Annotated in this window: 12 protein-coding genes and 1 pseudogene; 6 read left to right on the top strand and 7 right to left on the bottom strand. The window is 57.6% G+C overall.

Going from position 1 to position 21,269, the window contains the following annotated elements:
- Nucleotides 1-1,443: 1,443 nt before the first annotated feature.
- From GWG65_RS36465 to GWG65_RS40550, 4 genes and pseudogenes are all read left to right on the top strand, one after another.
- Nucleotides 1,444-2,127 (top strand): response regulator transcription factor, encoded by a 684-nt coding sequence (locus tag GWG65_RS36465; RefSeq protein ID WP_275200269.1) that lies wholly within the window; start codon nucleotides 1,444-1,446, stop codon nucleotides 2,125-2,127.
- A gap of 90 nt (nucleotides 2,128-2,217) precedes the next feature.
- A complete protein-coding gene (locus tag GWG65_RS36460; protein ID WP_148745666.1) occupies nucleotides 2,218-2,607 on the top strand; it encodes a response regulator in 390 nt (129 codons plus the stop codon).
- A 1,000-nt stretch (nucleotides 2,608-3,607) separates the two neighbouring features.
- Nucleotides 3,608-4,870 carry a diaminobutyrate--2-oxoglutarate transaminase gene (gene ectB / locus GWG65_RS36455; RefSeq protein WP_275200268.1) on the top strand — a complete coding sequence of 421 codons (1,263 nt, stop codon included), beginning with the start codon at nucleotides 3,608-3,610 and terminating at the stop codon, nucleotides 4,868-4,870.
- 920 nt (nucleotides 4,871-5,790) lie between these two features.
- A pseudogene (locus tag GWG65_RS40550) lies at nucleotides 5,791-5,922 on the top strand (nodulation factor fucose acetyltransferase NolL); the annotation flags it as partial.
- A gap of 69 nt (nucleotides 5,923-5,991) precedes the next feature.
- On the opposite strand, the gene GWG65_RS36450 reads toward GWG65_RS40550, so the two are convergent.
- Nucleotides 5,992-7,191 carry an IS256 family transposase gene (locus GWG65_RS36450; protein WP_148743006.1) on the bottom strand — a complete coding sequence of 400 codons (1,200 nt, stop codon included), beginning with the start codon at nucleotides 7,189-7,191 and terminating at the stop codon, nucleotides 5,992-5,994.
- Between the two features lie 97 nt (nucleotides 7,192-7,288).
- On the opposite strand from GWG65_RS36450, the gene nolL reads away from it, so the two are divergent.
- Nucleotides 7,289-8,344, top strand: a complete 1,056-nt coding sequence (gene nolL, locus GWG65_RS36445; protein WP_275200267.1) for a nodulation factor fucose acetyltransferase NolL — start codon at nucleotides 7,289-7,291, stop codon at nucleotides 8,342-8,344.
- Nucleotides 8,345-9,328: 984 nt separating this feature from the next.
- Here the strand turns inward: nolL and panB are convergent.
- The 6 genes from panB to bioB form a co-directional block, all read right to left on the bottom strand.
- Nucleotides 9,329-10,201: a 3-methyl-2-oxobutanoate hydroxymethyltransferase gene (gene panB, locus GWG65_RS36440; protein WP_275200266.1), complete on the bottom strand. Its 873-nt coding sequence runs from the start codon at nucleotides 10,199-10,201 to the stop codon at nucleotides 9,329-9,331.
- Between the two features lie 847 nt (nucleotides 10,202-11,048).
- A complete protein-coding gene (locus GWG65_RS36435) occupies nucleotides 11,049-12,314 on the bottom strand; it encodes an adenosylmethionine--8-amino-7-oxononanoate transaminase (RefSeq protein ID WP_275200265.1) in 1,266 nt (421 codons plus the stop codon).
- Entirely contained in the window at nucleotides 12,311-12,943 is a 633-nt protein-coding gene (gene bioD, locus GWG65_RS36430) for a dethiobiotin synthase (RefSeq protein ID WP_275200264.1), read from the bottom strand. The genes GWG65_RS36435 and bioD overlap by 4 nt, the downstream gene beginning before the upstream one ends.
- Nucleotides 12,940-14,094, bottom strand: coding sequence for an 8-amino-7-oxononanoate synthase (locus GWG65_RS36425; protein ID WP_275200263.1), 1,155 nt, complete (start codon nucleotides 14,092-14,094; stop codon nucleotides 12,940-12,942). The genes bioD and GWG65_RS36425 overlap by 4 nt, the downstream gene beginning before the upstream one ends.
- A gap of 83 nt (nucleotides 14,095-14,177) precedes the next feature.
- Nucleotides 14,178-14,531, bottom strand: a complete 354-nt coding sequence (panD, locus tag GWG65_RS36420; RefSeq protein WP_275200262.1) for an aspartate 1-decarboxylase — start codon at nucleotides 14,529-14,531, stop codon at nucleotides 14,178-14,180.
- A gap of 51 nt (nucleotides 14,532-14,582) precedes the next feature.
- Entirely contained in the window at nucleotides 14,583-15,566 is a 984-nt protein-coding gene (gene bioB / locus GWG65_RS36415; RefSeq protein WP_275200261.1) for a biotin synthase BioB, read from the bottom strand.
- A gap of 2,893 nt (nucleotides 15,567-18,459) precedes the next feature.
- Between bioB and GWG65_RS36410 the strand changes: the two genes are divergently transcribed.
- Nucleotides 18,460-18,609: a hypothetical protein gene (locus GWG65_RS36410; protein WP_187436524.1), complete on the top strand. Its 150-nt coding sequence runs from the start codon at nucleotides 18,460-18,462 to the stop codon at nucleotides 18,607-18,609.
- Nucleotides 18,610-21,269: the final 2,660 nt, after the last annotated feature.

Genomic DNA, 21,269 nt, shown 5'->3' with positions numbered 1-21,269 from the left:
ATCGCTGTTTAAGCAAGACGTAAGCTACCCCAAGACCGGTGAAGAAAATTGCAACTAAAATGAAGAACAGCGGAACGCCTTCTTCTCGCCACGCGTACTGTGACACCATTAATCCAACCTTTGCCAACGAGAACTTTGCCGGATCGGACTTTGCCAATTCGATAGATCTACACCGGCATCGTACAACGTGACGCTACGAACGATTCAAGCCTTTCCTGACCGGTACGAAGTAGCAGGACGTCACGACCTACTCTGCCTTGCTGCGCGCGCTTAAGTTTTGCCACGCTGGTTGCTTCATTAGAGGCAGCATCACCACGGATGTACTGGCGATGTGGGGCGAACCCGACGCACTGTCTTCTCAACGGAGTGCGTCGGGCCGCCCTTAATGGCCCTGCCTGGGCCTTGGGCCCTTAGCGGATCCATAAGCTACTGGCAGGTCTGACAACAGCTTCAGGTTGACCGCTCGGGGCGCGTTTTGTCGTTCCTATGTAGATCAAAGAGCGGAGCTTCAACTCCAGGCTGCCCGGCACGGACCCGTGATGTCCGCCAACTCTGGTAGGAGAATGATTCTTTGGCTGGATCAGCGGTTGTTTGGCTGATGCAGGAGAGCAAATGCAGCTGCCTTTGCCGAACTGGTCCGCAGCCGGACACCGAATGGAGTGTATCCCGCCTCTCCATTCAGATTACGCCGCCTGATCTTGGGATGCGAGCCTGGTGAAGGAAGCAACGAGACGAACGAACGTGAGCGTCCCTGCAGCAGCTCGAGTTCGAGCATCTTTCCTACAAACGTGACGGAACGGACTTGAATCGCACCTTGCGTCAGGTTGTACGAAGTCGATGCAAGGGTGCTTTTCCCAAGCTCGCAAAGACGCAACTCACAGGCGCTCTGACGACGGAAAAGAAGAGTTCATGTGCTGATGCCGCTGCTACTTGTTCTGATTTCTATTTTCCTTATTACGGGTGCGATAGTCTACGCCGCTTGCCGATCGCAACGCCGGCGTGATCGGCGCATGCACAGGCACAATCGCGCCAATTCGCTCAGCTCGCGCCCCCGCGTTCAACTACCAAGGCGGCGGGCATTCTGATCCTTCAGCCGCAAAATGAGTCGTCCGCTGCAGCCCCACTCGCGAAGGCCAGGCGACACGCGCCGCCATCCTAAAGCGAGCGCCTCAAGTCCTGGATTCGGTGTTCTCGACCGGCTGTTGATCGGGATCGATGCCGGGGCCGATCCAACGCGACGGCGGACGGACGCGAAAGGCAGTTCTCGACCACTCAGGCGGTTTTTGCTAGACTTTCCTGTAATGGGTCATGCTGGCGCGAATGGCTGACCAATCACATACCTGGAAAATCTCAAAGATTCGCACTGCGCGAAAGGCTGCGATCAATCAAAGGTCATTGTGACGCGTCAATTCTACTGTAAATCGTAAATGTGAGGCTCTTATCGTGACCAAACGCTCTGAACCGCGGAAGGAAGCCGCAAATGTCGTAGGGCCGGAGGTGAGGCCGAGCGTCCTCGTCGTCGACGATGACCTCTCAATGCGCGAATCGCTGGTCAACCTATTTCGTTCGATCGGTCTACATGTCGTTGCTTACGGATCGGCCCAGGAACTGCTCCAGAGCGAGCTTCCTGATGTTCCTAGCTGCCTTGTGCTTGACATCAGGCTGCCAGGATCGAGCGGGCTAGAGCTCCAGAGTGAGTTAGCCAAACTGAAGATTCACATTCCCATCATTTTCATCACCGCTCATGGCGATATTCCGATGACCGTCAAAGCCATGAAGAGTGGAGCAATCGATTTTCTCAGCAAGCCGTTTCGCGATCAGGAACTGCTCGATGGCGTAGTCGCAGCTATCGAACAGGATCGGAAGAGACGAGGTGTAGATAAGGTGGTCAGGAGGCTGCAGTCCTTGTTTGAGGCCCTAAGTCCGCGAGAGCAGGATGTCTTGAAACTGGTCGCCGCCGGCCTATTGAACAAACAGGTAGCCGCGGAACTCGGGCTCGCTGAGATTACAGTTAAAATCTATCGCGGGCACGTGATGAAGAAGATGGGCGCTCGATCGCTAGCCGATTTGATCAGGATGAGTGAGAGGCTGGGAATTGGGACCGACCGTTTCAGGGTACAAACCTAAGTATGATTTTACAATTTCGTCGTACACGCGCACCCTTCGGCTGGCTGTCATGCTTCGGCCACCGCCTTCATCCAACTAGAACGGGTCGTCTTGTCCAGGTATTCAACTGTTTCCGTTGTCGACGACGATCCTTCGATTCGTGCCGCACTGGACAACCTTTTGAAATCGCAGGGCCACGTCGTTCATACGTTTGCATCGGCTGAGGACTTCTTGCGGTCGTCTCAATTGAACGATACGTCCTGTGTCATTGCAGACGTGCAGATGCCCACGATGAGCGGCTTTGAACTTTTGGAACAGATGCGGGCCCAGGGTCACGCCGCGCCATTCATCTTGATTACTGCCTTCGCGGATGATCGCACGCGAGCCCGCGCGTTGAGTGCCGGCGTAACTGGCTTTTTCGCCAAACCCTTTGCCGGTCTGGAGTTGATCGCCTGCCTCGATGAAGCACTGCGCGAGCATCGTGGCGGAACGGACGCGTGAAAGATGGGGAAGCAGTCTCGACCACACCGCGTCCGCGCGGCGCTTACGATATCGATCAATGTGCCGCTGCCAGTGCTTACCTCGTGGTGCGGCGCGCCTTTCCACCTTGCCGCATTCCTGTCGCTGTTGTTGTGCTTTCGGCAGCTCATCGAAGCACTCGCAGCGTGGGGGCTCCTGACAAAAACGCCTCTGGTATGATCGCGTAGTCAGACGAGGCGAGGCCCTCCTCGCCCTAACGAAGGTGCGCACCTACGACGATGAGCCTAGGTCGAAAGTACCGCGGCAGCGGCTTGCCAGGCAGGACCTCGCCAAAAAGGGTTCACCCGACGCTTCTGCGAGTGCTCCAGAGAAAGTCCGGCGCCGGAGTCTGTGGAGGATGACGCGCCGATCACAGCGAAATCACGTAGCCTTTCAAGACGATCGCTGCATTCACAAAAGGCTGCAGGCCATGTTGGACTTCCGAACGATCCACAGTTTGCACCGCGAGATTCGTGCGTCCGATCTCGGCATCCTTCGGGCCGAAGCACCCGAAACTTACGCATCCGTTGCAGCGGCGACACTAATGCCGCTGGTCGGATGCGATCTCAAGCCATGCCTTTGCTACCGACGGGAGCGCATCGGACCCTTTTGGGTCACGATGAAAGTTATTCCATTCTTTCTCCTTTACAGAATTTGTCCTAACGCAAGCTAACCGCGCAGCATGTGCAAATTCTTCGCGCGGCCAATCAAGCCTGTCCGCGAAAGACGACTTTAGCCAGTGGCGTTCGCTGGATGTGGACGACACTACTAGACATAGTAGCTTTGTTCCGCACGGTTCTCAGGTAAATCGCTGGAGCTGTTTTTCAGACGCGCTACGCGCAATCCAAAGGACGTCGAGAGGCGCGGAGCCGCGCGTTCACCGCTTGCCTCTCTTGTACGATGTTGGCCGCGCGCACGTTCGTCGGGTAGATTTTCTTGTCGAGGAGACGACAACATGGTTGGAGTACACGGGCCGCGCAGCATGAAGACAGTCGAAACGCTAGAGTCCAATGTGCGCTCGTATTCACGTTCCTTTCCTGCTGTCTTCAGTAGGGCGCGCGGCTCGATTATGTTCGCGGAGGGTGACCGAAAGGTCATTGACTTTTTGTCCGGTGCTGGAGCGCTAAACTATGGCCACAACAATCAGGAGATCAAAGCGGCAATCAGCGAGTATCTGGAGTCAGACGGCGTCGTCCACGGCTTGGACATGGCCACTCCAGCAAAGGTCGAATTCATGGAGACCTTTAGCTCTGTCATCCTTCGTGAACGGAATCTTTCCTACCGCTTTCAATTTACGGGGCCTACTGGAGCTAACGCTGTTGAAGCAGCTCTAAAGCTCTCGCGTAAGGTCACAGGGCGTCACAACGTCATTTCTTTCACGAATGGATATCACGGCCAAAGCCTGGGAGCCATAGCTGCGAGCGGTAACCGCTTTTACCGCAAGGCCAGCAGCATTCCCTTATCCGGCACAACTTTCATGCCGTATGATGGGTATCTTGGCTCCGCTGACAGTCCGGCGGATTACCTGCGAAAGGTATTAATGGACGAGAGCAGTGGTATTGACCTTCCCGCCGCCATTCTGGTCGAAACCGTGCAAGGAGAGGGAGGCATTAACGTCGCCGGTAAGGAATGGTTGCAGTCAATTCAGGCTTTGGCAAAAGAGGTCGGAGCTATTTTCATAGTTGACGATATTCAGATGGGCTGTGGTCGTACAGGCGAGTTCTTCAGTTTCGAGTTCGCTGCCTTGTCGCCAGACATTGTTGTGATGTCGAAATCGCTGAGTGGGTACGGCTTGCCGTTGTCGATGCTCTTGATCAAAGAAGCGATCGACGCATGGGAACCAGGCGAGCACACGGGAACGTTTCGAGGAAACAACCTTGCACTCGTTTCTGGCAAAGCGGCTTTGACTCTGTATTGGCGTAACCAGACGTTCTCGCAACAGGTCCAACGCTTGGGCGCATTTATGCGGCGTCGTCTCGATGCTATCGCGCATCAGCACGGAAACAAGTTTGCTGTTCGTGGACGGGGCATGGTATGCGGCTTCGATTGCAAGACGACCGAGATCGCAGAGGCGACGTCACATAAAGCGTTTGAGAAGGGATTGATAATCGAGCGATGCGGACCGACGGATCAGGTTGTGAAGTTCTTGCCCGCACTTACGATCGACCAAGAAACGTTGGGACAAGGCCTAGATATATTCGAGGAGTCATTGACCGAAACGTTGAATTCAGCGCGAGGAAGCTAATTTGTAGGCACACAAGAGAAACTGTGGCTAGCGACAGCATCGCCGCACAAGTCACTGGCGCGAGTCCTCGCTTGCCGCCGAAACGTTCAGGAGTTTTGAAGCCATGATCATGGAGCTGACGCCTGAACGCCAATGCTGTCTGTGATCCGCCGAGTCGGCCGATGCGCGAAGAACGCCTGCTGTCCTCCTTGGTCCACAACACTGAGTGCGAGCAGCACCTTTGACCATAGAACCTCGCAATCGCGAGCGACTCTGGTCGAGCTGATTCGCTATCAGTCATCCTGCGAGTACGATCCAACTAAGGCCTTCGCGGATGCACACCAAGCCACGAGCTTCGCTAAGAGATGGGGCGACGAAAGTCGTCAAGGCACGCGCGGTTGACGGCGTTCGTTACACGAAACCGAACAAGCGTCTCAAGCAGAAAGGTCGGTCCTCGGCTTTTGCTCCAGAACTGCAGAGCACCGCTATCGGCGTGCGCGGGTAGCACGCTGCCGTAACCCCAATGTTGGCGCGCTCGAGTTTCAGCTATCAGAAGCCCCTATTGGCGTGAGCACCTCGGCGTCAAGCGAAGCTGACAAACGAAATCTCAACTATGCTGGGCCAACCGAGGAAGCCCGACGCATCTGCCGGGTCTGAGATGCGTCGGGCCGAGTGGGAGACTGAGCGTGACAGTCTTCCTCCCACAAACGCGTCTGCAAGTAGTATGCCGTGCCCGTGCTGCTACAACCGTGTCTCAAATTAGATATCTTCTTTGCCACAAAGTTGTTCCCCGAGGCATTCAGAGACGCTCGGCCCACAGCTAGTTCCTGGAAGGCCTAGCTCCCTTTCAAAAAACCCCCGCCATCACCTTTCGTTTGGATCAAAAATGAGGCAGAAGAAGCGGACAATGGGCCGCCGGCTCGTCAACAACAGATATCTAGATGTTTGATACATTGATACCCGTGACTGGAACGATCGTCACCAGTTCACGCACGACAGAGGCAAACGATCGAGATCTAAGTTTAGATTTCGCGAAAGGTGCACTCATTGTTTTGGTGATTGTTGGGCACCTGATGATCGTGTCCCCGGGCGTGGTGTAACTGGCGGTGGGTCACCGCGTTCACCGGCAAGAGCCGGGCAGATCAGCTGGCGATAGCCGGAAGGCTGACGGTTGGATCATCGCTCAACGGCGCGATGGTTTCCAGCGTCATGTAGCGGGCGCGCTGGACCGCCCACTCATCGTTCTGTTCGAGCAGGATCGCTCCGATGAGGCGGACGATGGCGTCCTCGTTGGGGAAGATGCCGACCACTTCGGTGCGCCGCTTGATCTCGCCGTTGAGGCGTTCAATCGGATTGGTGGAGTGCAGCTTGGTCCGATGCTGCGGCGGGAAGGTCATGTAGGCAAGCACGTCGGTCTCGGCCTCGTCGAGGAAGCCGGCAAGCTTCGGCAGCTTGGGGCGGAGCTGGTCGGCGACCTTCCGCCACTGCGTTCGCGCGGCCTCGGCATCGTCCTGGGCAAACGCGGTGGCGATGAAGGCGGAGACGACGCGCCGGCCGCTCTTGCCGGCATGCGCCAGCGCATTGCGCATGAAGTGAACGCGGCAACGCTGCCAGCTGGCGTTGAGCACCTTGGCCACGGTGGCCTTGATGCCTTCGTGGGCGTCGGACACCACGAGTTTGACACCGCGCAGGCCGCGGCGGGCGAGCTTGCGCAGGAAGGCCGTCCAGAACGTCTCGGCTTCGGAAGGACCAATATCCATGCCGAGAACTTCACGCCGGCCATCACTGTTGACGCCGACCGCGACAATCACCGCGACCGACACGATGCGGCCGTTCTGGCGCACCTTCACATAGGTGGCGTCGATCCACAGATACGGCCAGTCGCCCTCGATCGGACGGGCAAGGAACGCCTTCACCTTGTCGTCGATCTCGGCGCACAACCGCGAGACCTGGCTCTTGGAGATGCCGCTCATGCCCATCGCCTGCACCAGATCGTCCACCGAGCGGGTCGAGACGCCCTGCACGTAAGCCTCCTGCACCACGGCGGTGAGCGCCTTCTCGGCCATGCGGCGCGGCTCCAAAAAGCCCGGGAAGTAGGAGCCCTTGCGCAGCTTGGGGATGCGAAGTTCGACCGTGCCGGCGCGGGTCTCCCAGGTCCGGTCGCGGTAGCCGTTGCGCTGGGCCAGACGCTCGGGGGTCTTCTCGCCGTAAGCTGCTCCAGTCTGGCTTTCGACTTCCAGCTCCATCAGCCGCTGGGCGGCAAAGCCGATCATCTCGCGCAGCAGATCCGCATCGGGGGTCTTCTCCACAAGCGTGCGCAGGTTCATCATATCGTCGGTCATCGGTGGTTCCTCGGTTGCGTTGGCGTGTCGCAACCCGATCCTACCGGAGAACCGCCGGTGACCACCGCAAAGCCGCCCGCCCGCTACGGCGCTATCTGTGGGCGCGCGTGCGGGCGGCTTTGCTCTACCGAGCTACACCATCACTGGGGACACGACCCACCTGATCCAGTATATCATCTACCGAGACGACGGGTTTTGGTATTCGCCGTACTACAAATCGATCTATATGTTTCACATGCCACTCTTTATGGCGATAAGCGGATATCTTTCTTCTCGATCGCTGCTGCAAAAGTCGTTCACTCGAGCAACCAGCGACCGCGCGAAGCAGCTCTTGCTGCCGATGCTGTTTTGGTGGGCGATAATGGAGACAGCTAAGTTAGCGGCATTGTGGCGCGCGACCACCCTAACGAGCGGACTTTTGGAATTTTTAGACGATCTCGCTGGCACATACTGGTTCATCTGGGCCACGTTTGTTTCCTACCTTCTCATCAAGATTTCTACCGGGCTCAACTGCCGATCGTGGGTCATAACTGGCTCAGCCATACTGGTCGCACTCGCGCCTCTGACATTCTCCATATCACCCCTGATCAGATTCACTTACCCGTTCTTCTGCTTCGGCTTCTTGCTTGCTCAATCGAGAGAACGATGGACGAGTACATTGCAACATCACAAGCCGCTCCTGATTTTATTTCTCTCGATAGTGACTTGCGTATGCTTTCTAGCTTGGGGCAAGAACACCTATGTCTACAATAATCTTGCGCTAATTCACGATTTTCGGTCGACTAAAGACGTGCTTCTCATGTTTGTTGGCTCTGCAGCTGCGTCAGCAATCGCTGTCGAACTCCTGCTGCAATGCTGGAGCTTTGGCCATTCAAATCGAATGGCCCGCTTTATCGCTGTGGAGTTGGGCCAGACCACACTACTGCTCTACCTGGTCCAGGGTACCGTGTTCCGTCTCATGGATTTCATACAGTTCGGAGTACTCTGGGATCTCACGACCCGGTTGATCATCGCGGGTATGCTCGGGGCCGCGATCATTGCGATCGCCCTAACGATCCGTTCGATTGTTCGCGGCGTTCCATATCTGTCTCAGCTCGTCCTTGGAATGCCACCACGCTCAGGTCTCCCGCAAGCCAAACCTGCAATGAACTAGCTGTATGCATTTGATCGTTTGAGTACGGCAGGGTGCCGATAGCATCGACTTGTGACGGCGCTGGAATAGCGTTCGAACCCAGATCCGGCGGCGATTGCGTGCCGCCGGTCGAGCCGGTGATCGGCATAAGAGCAACCCCATCGAAGCGTGTATTGCTCAGGGTTTGTATGGCACCGGCGAACTCAGCCCATTGCCATCCATCCAAATACGATCGAGTGTCGTGAGATTAGCTTCGCTGTACCAGTCGTCTAGCCGCCGGTTTTCGACCTAGATCTGGCGATCGAACCTAATCCAATCACACTCGGCGAGATGGTTCTTCGAGTGCCGCACTGAACCCGAGACGTCCCAGTCGTTCGAATCTCCGTCTCGGCCCGCAGCTGCCCGAAGCAAAAGGCCCTCGGCAACCAACCGTTCTTGTTCGATGAGATGGCGGTCCGATTGCTCATCGCGAGCCTGTCGGCTTCTCACCGTCTCAAAACGGTGATGATCTCGATCGGAAGATTTAGATTCACGACCATGCGGCGCACGACCGCGCGTTGTTGAACCCTTTTGTCCGGTGCATGCGACAATGGGCGGCACGATCTCAAACAGCTTGCACACGTACTTCGCAACGCCGCGAAAATGCAAGCGTGCAGAGGCTTGGGCGAGTTCGTCGGTTCGACGAGGTCTCAAATTAAGCCGGACAAGTCTCCTGGGATCTGGCGCAGAGACGATACCGACCCACTTCGCGGCACGGCTTCGCATCGTTTGGGAAGTCACGGGCCTATCTGCCAAGATCGTCATTTGGTCTCAACTGGGGCGGGTCGAGGAAGGCGCTCACGACGGGTGCGTCGAGCTCGCTTTCGGCCAGGGCTAGATGACGCTCGTCCGCGCATCCTATCGTCGCGCCACGCCTCGCTATCTCGCTATCCGACTTGCGCTCCTCTGCAAGAGCGCCGCGCAGTTCCCCGATCGTACTTGCTAGTTTTCATGTTGAACCTTGCACTAGCTTGACTTGGAAGGAGTCCAGTTTACGAGCGACTCGCGCAAGCCGTCCGGAATCCGATATGACTCCTGCGGCGCAGGGAATGCTCCGCTACGGACATCAGCTGCCCAGCGCGAGAGGCCCTCCTGCAGCAGCTGACGGCCCTCTACGTAGACACGGACGAATTTGGGATAATGGCTTCCTGCGAGCCCCAACACGTCGTGGAACACTAGAACTTGGCCTGAGCAACTTGGACCCGCTCCGATCCCGATCGTTGGTATGGTGAGAGATTCAGTCGCTCGGGCAGCGAGCTCAGCCGGGATGCCTTCGAGGACAAGAGCAAAGCATCCGGCCTGCTGTAGCTGGTGCGCATCGTCAAGCAGACGTAGGGCATCGTCCGCGTTCCGACCTTGTACCTTGAAGCCACCCATCGCGTTGACGCTTTGTGGCGTGAGACCAAGATGGCCCATCACGGGAATTTCGCAATTCACCAAGGCTCGGATCATCTCGACACGCTTACCCCCTCCCTCAAGCTTGACGGCGTCGGCGCCACGCTGCAGGAAGCCTCCAGCGTTGCGTATCGTGTCGTCGGGACTGAGATGAAAGCTGAGAAACGGCATGTCAGCTACGAGCATGGCGCGAGGCCTTGTTCGCGCGACCGCCTCCAGGTGGTGATTCATCATCGCCATGCTGACCGGTAAAGTGTCATCAAACCCAAGGCATACGTTGCCGACGCTATCGCCAACAAGAATGACGTCGACGACAGGATCGGCGATACGTGCCGTTACCGCATCATAAGCCGTGGTCATGACAATGGCGCGCCTTTCCTCCTTGCATCGTTGCAGAACTGGAATCGTGACGCGTTCAACTGACAGCTGCGAAATGTGGCTCATGTTCGATCTGACCCGGCCCCGCATGTCTCTGGAAATGGCCTTTCCCTTGGAAGAGCAAAAGGTATCTGTCAATAGCAAGGCCGAAAAGGCGGGTCACTGAGAAGTTGGAAAGCACAAAGTTTCCAATGATTGCGCGGTCAGCAAACAAAATCTTTCAAGATGTTCCTCTGCGCGGTGGTTCTGGGACTCACCATCCAAACATTCTGCGAGTCAAAACGGCGGCCTGGAGACGATGCACGCGAGCGGCGACAGTGGATGTGCTTATGAGGCTCCGATCTACGTGTCAAAGCCCACTTAAGGCGGCATGTCCATTTCGTATCGCTGCTGATGGGCTTATGGCGCTCAAAGCCGCGGTTTCGGCGGACTGCAGGCACATTCCGAAGCGAGCGGGATCCAGGCGAGGGAAATAGGAAAGATGCACCAGCGCTCGCACGGCTGCGGCAAACTCCAGAATGCGGATGACGTGTCCACCATCTTCGCGTCCGTAGCCTCTTGATAAGACCTGCCGTCCAGGCAATCTCCTCTAGTCGAAATGACGGAGGAACTTCAGCAACAGGCCGCCACCAATGGACGCATAGCTTCATCACCTTGTGCCGAATTCGCGCAGGCATCCACACCGATGAACGGGTACCCAATCGCGATGACGCGATCGGATTGAAACCGAACGCACCGTGACACTGTGGACCGGCGGCGAAGCCCGCGGCCGCCCGGCCGGCGGCACCCACATTGCAGGATGCGAGGCAACAATCGTCCATTTCGTAGGCAGTCTATGGGAAGGCTCTCTCAAAGTCGTTCGGGAAGCGGACGACAGCTCAGAATCCTAGATCTTGCGCTCCCGCGCGCATCTTCAGGCCAGCGCATCGGCAGCGTCACAGATGCCTGCATATATTTCGCCCAGGTCTCCTGCTGTTACGCAATACGGCGGCATCACGTAAATCGTATTACCGAGTGGGCGCAGCAAGAGATTGCGGCCTTTAAAGAAGGCGTGAAGCTTCGGTCCGACGCCTGCGAGATAGCCGGTATCTCTCGTCTTCAGATCGAGTGCTGTGATTGTGCCGCAACGGCGAACGTTTGCAAAGCGCGGATTGGCGCGGAGTGCTTCAATTGCCTGCTCTTGCATGGTTGCGACCGCGGCGATGCGCCGGTGACATTCCTGGTCTTTCCACAGATCCAGGTTAGCCTTGGCGGCGGCACAGGCGACCGGATTTGCCGTATACGAACTCGAGTGAAAGAATGTGCGCGTACGGTCTTCTGAATAATGAGCATCGAAAATCTCTGCCCGGCAGAGTGTCACGGCGAGTGGCAGCGCCCCTCCCGTGAGACCCTTCGAATAGCACGCTATATCTGGCACGACATTGGCCTGCTCACAGGCGAAGATTGTTCCGGTGCGGCCCCAGCCCGTCATGACCTCATCGGCAATGAACAGGACGTCGGATGCCTCGCAGATTCGCTTCATCTCTCTTAGCACCCAAGCTGGGTACATCAGCATTCCGCCTGCCCCTAACACCAGAGGCTCGACAATAAAGGCCGCGGGATTTTCGTTCCGACATGCTGACTCAAGCGCATCAAGCGTTGCCTGCTCACGACCGCTCGCAGGGAACGGGATTGAGGTCACGTCGAACAGGAGGGGTCTGTACGCCGCATTGAAGACACCGCGGGCACCAACTGACATCGCGCCGAACGTGTCGCCGTGATAGGAGTGCTGCATGACAACGATGCGTGTTCGCTGTTCGCCTATATTGTGCCAATAGCCGAGTGCCATCTTCAAGGCGACCTCTACGCTGGCTGAGCCACTATCCGAGTAAAACACATGGTCGACGCCTCGGGGTGCGAGTTTCAAAAGGAGCTGAGCGACCTCCTCAGCCGGATCATGCGTGTAGCCGGCGAAAATGATTTGGTTCAGCTTGCCGGCCTGTTCCTGAATCGCGCTCACGATCTGCGGATGGCAATGGCCGTGAGTGACGACCCACCAGGATGAGATTGCATCTATGATTCGATGATCATCCGCAGTGTAGAGATAAGCACCGTCGCCACGCACAACCTTGGTCATCTCGTTGTCAAGAGCATGCTGCGTGAATGGATGCCAAATTGGCCACCTCTTGTTTGGCATCATGGCTCGAAATCGCCGGGGATAAACGAGCCTTTGAAGACAGCCTGTAGGCTGTCTGGCGTCAGCGGAGAAATCCAGGGCAGCCGTCCTAACCAACGTACCCGCGTGATGTCACAAATTGCGCTCTCAGTTTCAGAATTTCTTTCCCCGATGAATGCGATCCCAAGAATGTCGATCTGGCGCTTTCGCAAGGCCTCTATCGATAGCAGGGAGTGATTGATGGTCCCGAGTAGCGTGCGTGCGCAAAGCACGACGGGAAACCGCCACCGCTCGAAGACGTCGATGTAGAGTGCGCTAGAACTCAGTGGCACCATCAGTCCGCCGGCGCCTTCGATGACGAGCGGTCGTTCCCCGGTATCCGGCACAACCAGCGAATCGGGATCGATGCGAATTGCGTCTATTTCGGCGGAATGATGCGGGGAAGCGGGCGTTCTAAGGCGGTAACGCTCCGGAACGATCCGATCGGCCGAGAGACCGCCCAGTCGAGCGACCAGCTGGCTATCGGTCTCATCTTCAAGACCGGCCTGAATTGGTTTCCAATAATTCGCGCCGAGAAGCTGAGCAAGGCCTGCCGAAAAGACAGTTTTGCCGATCCCTGTATCTGTGCCGGTCACCACGATCCGCTGACTCATCGAAACCCGCCCCTCGTCTCCTCAGCGAGCGCATCGAGCATCGCACGCACCTCATCCTCTCCGACATTGAGCGTCAGTGAAATTCGTAAACGGGCCGTGCCGGCCGGCACCGTTGGCGGTCTGATTCCTCGGATGTCAAATCCGCGAGCCTGTAGCGCCGAGGCTAGGCTCATGGCGCGGGCATTCTCGCCAACGATATAGGGCAGGATCTGCGAGTTCGAAGGACTTCTCTCGCCTCGCGCAACCATCTCCCGAAGCGTGAACGCGACAAGCTTCGCCAGCCGCTGTTGGCGCTCCGGCTCCTCCTGCAGGATCAACAGAGCCTCCCGTACGGCCACCGCCATTAACGGCGAAGGGGCAGTCGCGAAAATAAACGGGCGACAGCGATTGACTATGAAGTCGCGCAGCACGCCAGAGGCGGTGACAAGCGCGCCGGCAGCTCCCAGCGCCTTGCCGCAGGTATGAACAACGAGGAGATTTTCGCGTCCTTCATAGGGCGCAGTGAGCCCTCGTCCCTGCTCGCCGTAAACGCCGGTGGCATGAGCCTCGTCCACAACCAAGAACGCATCGTGCCGGTCCGCGATCGCGAGCAAATCTTCAAGCGGCGCGAAATCGCCATCCATGCTGTAGAGGCTCTCGACTACGATCCAGACCTGCCCCGCTCCGCCCGCGGTCCGCCAGTCGCGAATTGCGCCTTCGATAGCCTGGGGGTCGTTATGGGCGCTAATTCGAAACGCGGCTCGGCCAGCTCGCGCGCCTTCGTGAATACTGGCGTGAACCAGGGAATCAAGGACGACCAGGTCGTGCCGTTGCGGCAACGTTGTCAGCACCGCAAAATTTGCGACATAACCACCGCCGAAGAAAAGCGCGGTCTGCGCCCCGAAGAACCGCGCCGCCTCTGCTTCGAGGCATTCGTGCTCCTCGCAGTTGCCGCGCAGAAGCCGTGATCCGCCGGCTCCGATCGGAGTACCGGCTTCGAGCGCTGTCACGATGGCCTTTTTCATGCGCGGCGCGCTCGCCAGGGCCAGATAATCGTTTGATGAAAAGTCGGCCCCGGTGCGCGGCCTGAGACTGCGCAGGCGGTCGTCTTCTTTAAGCGCAGCCAAGCCTGCCATATAGCTGGCGAATTTAGCGGCAACGATGGAACTCATTCTTCACTCGCTGAGCAACGGTGGATGCGCAAAACGCCAACGGGCGGTGAAGAGCGGGGTCTTCCCGCGTTGGCTGCTTGGATTCAAACCGGCAGGATGCGATTTTCTCGATCAACCAGCACAATGTGCGGCCTGAAGATTCTTGCATCCTCCTCGTCAAATGACGCGTATGCGACGATACTTATCTTATCTCCGGGCATCGCCAATCGCGCCGCCGCACCGTTCACGTCTACGGTGCCGGATCCCTGTGGCGCTTCTGTCACAAACGTTGCAAAGCGTGCCCCCGTCTCGAGATTGTAGAGTTCGACGCGTTCGTTGATCAGGATACCGGCCGCGTCCAGGAGCGCGCGATCAATCGAGATCGAGCCTTCATAGTGCAGGTCGGATTCAGTTACCGAGGCGCAATGAATCGTTCCCCTCATCAAGACAATCTGCATTTCTCACCTACGCTGATCGCTTGCGCGCAGCACCTCTATTGTTCTGATAACCTAAGCGAGTCCAAACGTAATGCCGAGCCGGGCGAGCAAACTTGCGTCACGGTCAAGTTGTGGGTTTTTGGTAGTCAGCAACACATCGCCGACAAAGATGGAATTCGCACCCGCAAAGAAGCATAGCGCTTGGAGTTCATCAGTCATGTACTGGCGCCCTGCGGCCAACCGTACGACGCTCTTGGGCATCATGATCCGCGCGGTCGCCACCAGGCGCACCAGGGCAATCGGATCGGGACGGTCCGCCGTGACCTTCACCGGCACGCCATTCACCTCGTTCCAGAGGTTGATCGGTATGCTTTCCGGATGGTTGGGAAGATTGGCGAGCAGTACCAGCATGCCGAGACGGTCCTCGACGTGCTCACCCATACCAATAATGCCGCCGCAGCAGACTTTGATGCCCACCTCGCGCACGCGTGTAAGAGTTTCGATGCGATCCTGCAAGGTCCGGGTAGTGATGATGCTGCGGTAGAACTCCGGCGAAGTGTCCACGTTGTGATTGTAGAAGTCGAGGCCGGCGTCGGCGAGCCGTGCGGCTTGCTTTGGCGTGAGCATGCCGAGCGTTACGCACGTCTCCATGCCAACACGTTTAATGGCGGCAATCATGTCGCAGACCTGATCGAGGTCGCGGTCCTTTGGACTGCGCCAGGCCGCGGCCATGCAGAAGCGAGTCGCCCCGGCGGCCTTGGCGCGCTGCGCGGCGGCGACCACATCAGCGCGATCCATCAAGCGAGTTGCCTTCAGGCCAGTGTCGTAATGCACGCTCTGTGCACAGTAGGCGCAATCTTCAGGACAACCGCCGGTCTTGATGCTGAGCAGGCTTGCGGTTTCGACGTGATTTGGGTCGAAATTGCCGCGATGAACGGTGTGGGCCTGAAATAGGAGGTCAGCAAATGGCAGCGCGTAAACCCCTTCCGCCTCGGCACGTTCCCAGTCGCGGCGGACCGGCGCGCCGTTGTGGCCGCTATTGCCTTCGCCTTCCACAGTACCCCCAAGGCTTTCGCTCGATCATACAGACGATACCGTCGTGCGTAGCTCCGCAAAGCAACACTCTTGCCTGGTATCAAACGAGAATTATCGCCGAGTTGCGCCGGGATGGCGCTCATATCAGGCTAGTTAACCGCCTCTCATGCAGGATTTCCTCGCAGCATCGCGGCACAGGTAACAACATTCCTCGACGCGCCTCACTCAGGCAACTACCCAATGCGTACGGTGGTTGCGCCCCACAGGATCCTTTCCTGATACCGATGTGGTTTGGCCGCGCCACACGTATAACGGACCGACGAATCTGCTCTAATTCGTCACCCGGCCGATTCCGCGCTGGTGTGGTTATGCGCCTCACATTCCGCACAATCACTGGTGGTCCGGACGAGCCGCCTCTGCGAGCGTTGCCTCCCGTCGCCTTCAAAAGCGCAGCCGGTTGGGCTCTGGGGCGCAGAGTGGTGGCCCGCACGCTCTTGGCGGGCCTGTGCATCATTAGGTCACCTAAGCTCCATCGACGGTGTGCTCATCGCCCATGGCTGTGGTGCGGAAATCCGTCTGGACTCTCGAAGATGATCTGCGGGAACAGCAGAGTACTTTGCCGCCGCTCGACTTAACACCGACGCGGCGAGATCAGTTATGACACCGCACTCATCTGCGCAAACAGAATTGCCGCTTCAGACGGCCCGAGCCCGAGGATGCCCACGAAGGCTGCCGGAGGCAACGGAATGACCTGACGTGTCGGCCTCCAGAGATGCAGGCAATAGCGACTATTGTTCACATACTGCGAACGAGGAGGATGCAGCTGCATCACGCATTCCTCCTGATCCCAAAACAGATCTTTGACGAGGCACATTTCGTCCCAGTTTGGAGAACGCCGTGGCGTCGACACAGAGACATGCTCCCATCCCGGACGGACGAAGCCGATGATCTTGAGCTGACAGCCACAAGGCCCCTGCACGTAGAAGAGACCGGACCAGATCCCGGTGCGGTGGCGAATCGGCCATCGCGTACGCGCCCCGCCTCGAGTCTTTCTACAATTTGCTTCCTCACGCGGTTCTCCTTGTTTCGACCGATAGAGTTGACTCCCGCACCACTCGTGTCGTCCGACTCATACATCGAGCGGCTGCGACCCCGGCATAGGCAGTCCCAAATACTCCTGATCATCTGCACGGAACCTATCTCGATGAATAACCATCGGTTCAGTCCGGAATCGCCCGCCGAAGAGTTCTGTTGTGGTTGGTCTTTCGACTATGCTTTTCAGTTGGATTTTCTCGTCATGAGTGACTTCGTTGCGAACTTGCCTGATGCAGACGATCCGCGCAGACATCTACGATGGTTTGGCTACGCAACCCATGCCGGCAGGAGCTTCTGCTCGCCTCGGCCTTAACAAGTCCGCAACGTTATGGCGTTGAGCTAACCCGTGTTTGGTGCAAGATGCCAGAATTCGACTGAAACGCCTCGCAGCCAAAATGGCGGCGGAAGCCAATTCGCGTGGCATGATCCGGCGAACCGGCTACTTTGTCACCGCAAGATACGTCCCCGGCTTCGGCTGATGATGCAAAGCGACGCCAATGCTTCGCCAGTTCGTCGAGCGAGAGGCTTGTAATTTCGCTCTTGCGACCATCTGACGGTGGGCTTTCATCTCATTCTTTCTCATGTCCAGCGGTTAGCCGGCTTGCCGCCTGAGACCCCGTCAATGCGTCATCTATGTGGCCGACCCCCCTGACTCACAATTGATTCACGGCCAGAGGCTCGGACGCGCGGACCGCACTCATTCAGCAGCCTCGCTCATTGGCGTTACCGTATGAGGGCGTTTCGCAGTTCAGCCCTAGAGCCGTCCAACGGAGAGGCTTCCGCGCTGCGATCACAACGCCTTGACCTTCGATGCAACCGTTCGCTCCGGCGGCGATCAGAACTGCCCGTCAACCTCATTTCTTTGCCGCTCCTCCGCGAGGCGAGCCAGCTTATCATACTCCTCAGCGACCTTGAGGAGCCTGCATCTGGATGTGTCGTCCTCGAGCGACTCCGCTGTTACTCGCGTCGCTTCCGCACGGCCTCGCCAATGTTTGGCGTCGGAGAATGGCTTCTTCTGCTTCATGCAAAAGACGATGCAATTTTTAGATCAAGAAAATGCGACACATGACCTACGTAAGATCCCGTAGGCTGGCCTTCGCAAAAGCACCTCATTTGCCGTCATCTGCCGCCCGCTCTGTCAATGTCTGAGATGCGACAAGCCACTCGCAATAAGCCCAAGCGCGTCGAGTAAGCTTCACTGCCGTCTTCTCGGTTGAGAACGCCCGCTTGGAAACACCACGCCAACGCAAAATGATAGTGGAGGTTGGGTTCACTGGTGGATCTCGTCAGATCCCGCGCCAAATGCGCGACTCTCGACATAAGGGCTTGAATCGGACGTAGCGTCAGATTGTAAGGTCTCCGTGCAGCTGGCGACCGTGCCTGGCCGTACAACAGCTTTCGAGCTCAGATTGCAGAACGCCCGCGGTGCCCCCAAACGCCTCAGTGAGGCAGCCTCGGCGAATCATTGCAAGATCTCGCGATGAAACCGGGAGTGCAGGAGTACCGGATGCTAAGATCGGAACAGCATCGCCGCGTGGCGATTGCCCGATTTGAGATATTGCTCGCGGCGGAGGTCGCCGTCCGGAGATCAGCGCGTTGCTCCTCAGAGTGGAAAGGAAGTGGGAGGCCATACCCCAACTTAGGTGGTCGTGATCCACCTACCACGAACCTGCAAATGGGTTGCTCCCGCCGAAACGGGGCAGCTGTAGGCATGCACGTTGGCATAGTGTTCGATACCCATCCTCCTATCCATGCCCGCTTCATTCGCGGCCCAATGATCGGCCCATCGAGCAGGTCGCATGTCCAAGGCGGTCATCCTATGGCCGTCTTGGCGACCCTGAGCGAGCAGGGCATCATTTCGATTGCACGCAAGGTGGTCTTGGAAGCTTTTGACGATTTAACAATTCCGGCCTGGAACCGGTTGACAGGAAGGAATGACAGATCGCGGATGTACGAACTGAAAAAATAGCCTCGTGAGCCGAAAGAAGAATATGTATGCGTCCCCGACGCTCAACAATCAGCGCTACGCGATAGCTGTTGTTCATGCTGCTGCGACGCCTGCCGCTTTACCGAGACTGCTCGTTTCACCGAGCAGGAGTTCGCATATGGGAAATGCGTTGACCAGAGTGGCCCGAAGTGGCGATCTGTCGTCGAGCCGCTGCGGCTATCGGCAATTGGAGTGCGCTGCGTGACGGATGACGAACATGATGTCATCCGTCGTCTTGCAAAAAGAACACGGCACCGCTCTTGTTGCCAAGATCGCGTCTGCTCCAAAGGACGACAACTCGATGCGGGATCACGTGAGCAAGTGCAGCAACCAACGGCAGCACACTTTATGAGCGAGGCGGTCGTGATAGGCGGAGAGATCGGCTCGCAACTTCGTTCAGCGGAACGGATTTTCGATGGTACTTTCAGCCATTAAGGCGACTGATCCGGAAACGCTTTTCGTACAGCGGGCGGGCTATCGGAGCGCCCGTGCTCGCGAGATCTTCGGCGGGACGGCGGCAGAGGAAGGCCATGGATTGTGTGCGATCTCGATACTCTGGAGGACGTCATTGTCGGGACGCGTAGTGAGAGCGCGGTCCGTGGGACGGCCGGCTCTATGTCGAACGGACATTGAACCGCCGCGGGATATCGAGGTGCAGATGCTCGCCGTGCTCCGTTCAGCGCCGGTTCCAGAAGGGCACCGAGGCGGCGCCATCGAAGGCATTGTCGGCACAGATGCGGCAACTGGTCGCTCACGCCGGAGCGCCCCTTCGAGTGCCTGGATTGCTTCCGTGCCCGCCTCGATCGCGTTTTTCGGGACGCGCAACACGACCTCCGGAGTATCGATGGCTTCTGCGGCTTTGGTATCAAGCAGTCGTTCAATTGGCGACCATGTAGCGCGCGAGCTGAGACCACAAGGAAATCTCGATCTATGCTGTGTCCGAAATGTTACACAGAAAACTGGTGTGAGATCGCAATGCACGATCCCTGGACTGGCCGACCAGTGATTACCTGCAATACTTGCGGTGAGTATGCCGAGTACGATTGCCTCCAGCGCAAAACGGCGCGCGCGATTATCGCTGCTACGTTAGCCTGTAACGTAAGAATAGAGGACCAGCGCGATCCGCGGGCGATTGCTGATAGGGTTTTGGATGCGCTGGAGAATGCGGGCCTAACAATCGCTCGCGCCTCAAAATGAATGGGAGGAACCGCCGATCGGCATCGCTACGAGACCCTGCCCTCCCATCAGAGAGCATGGCTAACTGCGCCGCTCGTTCCAACAGCCGTCTGGTTGCCTTCAAAACCGCCGTCTTTCTCGCGGCCCATCTGGAGTTGCACGCTCCCATAGCAACTCTTTGATACCAGCCACGATTGTAGCAACCACGCCAATCTGGATCCAAGCCACGATACTCAACGGGACCAGGGCCGAGCACCGCTTGGGCGCGGCCTTTCCAACGTGTGACAGCCAGGCAGATCTTCCCACAACTATCGAATCCGCAATGATCGTTGACCTGACGTGGCACCTGACGGCGACTTTAGAGGTCGATAGTTCAAAGTTGTCTAGAACGGCGAAGTCGCTGTTGGTGTCCTGCGGCTGAACTCGATAGATCTTGAGGGTGCCTGGGCCGCAGCCGCCGCAGCGAGCCACGACGGCGAGCGCGACTGGAAAGGAGAGAGCCCTATAGCCCCACGGCTCTGACAGCCTGTAGTGGTGCTATTGCAGGCTACGAGTCGTCCGCTTCGTGGCGGAGGGTGGATCCGCGCCGCCGATGCAAGGTTCGTGGGGCGCTCTACTCCGCAGTGATGGCAGCTGAGCGGGAAGCGATCGAAAAAGTTTGGGCGTCAGTGGCATTCCTTGTCTGACTCGTCAGCTTCTCGAAAGCCGCCTCCTTACAAAATAGGGCCGATGCACCTATGCTCGCGGGGAACGCAATGAATATCGATACACCGAACACTGCAGAAGACACCGTTCAAGCTTACGGTCTCCTGCGGCAGCATCAACGGGCGCCGGAACAGCCGGACGACCTGAGCGGACAAACCAGGTCACCAGCACCCCCGTCCGCGGACCAAGCGAACTTTGAGCAGCAGCTAAGTGACCTTCGGCCAATCCACCAAACGTCTGATTCAGCTACCGCTTTGACAGATTCCGAAGTTGGATCGCCCTCGATCATGACGAAAGGCAATCTGGGAGCGTGTGCTATCCAGGAAAGCGAACGGTGCCCGGCCCCATCGTTCATCCGAGGGCGCGCCGAACTTGCCACATCACTGGCCGGAGCGAACGTTGAGGCGCTCAGGAACGAGATCAGGCTGGCTGAGCAGCGAACAGCACAGTGGCCAAGAACAACCGGATCTTCCGCGGGCAGTATCGATGGCGACCGCATTCTCGAGGACGTGTTGGCATCATCGTATCTGCCGCTACGCCGTTTTCAGAACGAGGACATCGATTGCGAGCCGCTCCTAGAGAAGGAGGTGAGTGAAGTGGACCCCGGAAATAGGACCAAAAGTTAAGGTGTGAGGCGTCCTGCTCTGTCTCAACCGATGGAGCACGGATATGACGAAGTCACGCAAGAAGTTCGATGCCGCGTTCAAAGCCAAGATTGCCCTGGAGGCCCTGCGCGAGGTAGCGACGGTGCCGGAGCTGGC

It is taken from the genome of Bradyrhizobium sp. CSA207 (assembly GCF_029051685.1).
In the GTDB taxonomy this organism is placed as follows: Bacteria; Pseudomonadota; Alphaproteobacteria; order Rhizobiales; family Xanthobacteraceae; genus Bradyrhizobium.
This window is presented reverse-complemented; position numbering and strand designations above follow the sequence as displayed.

Excerpts from the sequence above, each read along its gene's own strand:
- ectB (WP_275200268.1), top strand. The coding sequence starts at position 3,608 with ATGAAGACAGTCGAAACGCTAGAGTCCAATGTGCGCTCGTATTCACGT.
- GWG65_RS36435 (WP_275200265.1), bottom strand. The coding sequence starts at position 12,314 with ATGATGCCAAACAAGAGGTGGCCAATTTGGCATCCATTCACGCAGCAT.
- panB (WP_275200266.1), bottom strand. The coding sequence starts at position 10,201 with ATGAGCCACATTTCGCAGCTGTCAGTTGAACGCGTCACGATTCCAGTT.
- bioD (WP_275200264.1), bottom strand. The coding sequence starts at position 12,943 with ATGAGTCAGCGGATCGTGGTGACCGGCACAGATACAGGGATCGGCAAA.
- GWG65_RS36450 (WP_148743006.1), bottom strand. The coding sequence starts at position 7,191 with ATGACCGACGATATGATGAACCTGCGCACGCTTGTGGAGAAGACCCCC.
- GWG65_RS36425 (WP_275200263.1), bottom strand. The coding sequence starts at position 14,094 with ATGAGTTCCATCGTTGCCGCTAAATTCGCCAGCTATATGGCAGGCTTG.
- panD (WP_275200262.1), bottom strand. The coding sequence starts at position 14,531 with ATGCAGATTGTCTTGATGAGGGGAACGATTCATTGCGCCTCGGTAACT.
- GWG65_RS36410 (WP_187436524.1), top strand. The coding sequence starts at position 18,460 with ATGGCCGTCTTGGCGACCCTGAGCGAGCAGGGCATCATTTCGATTGCA.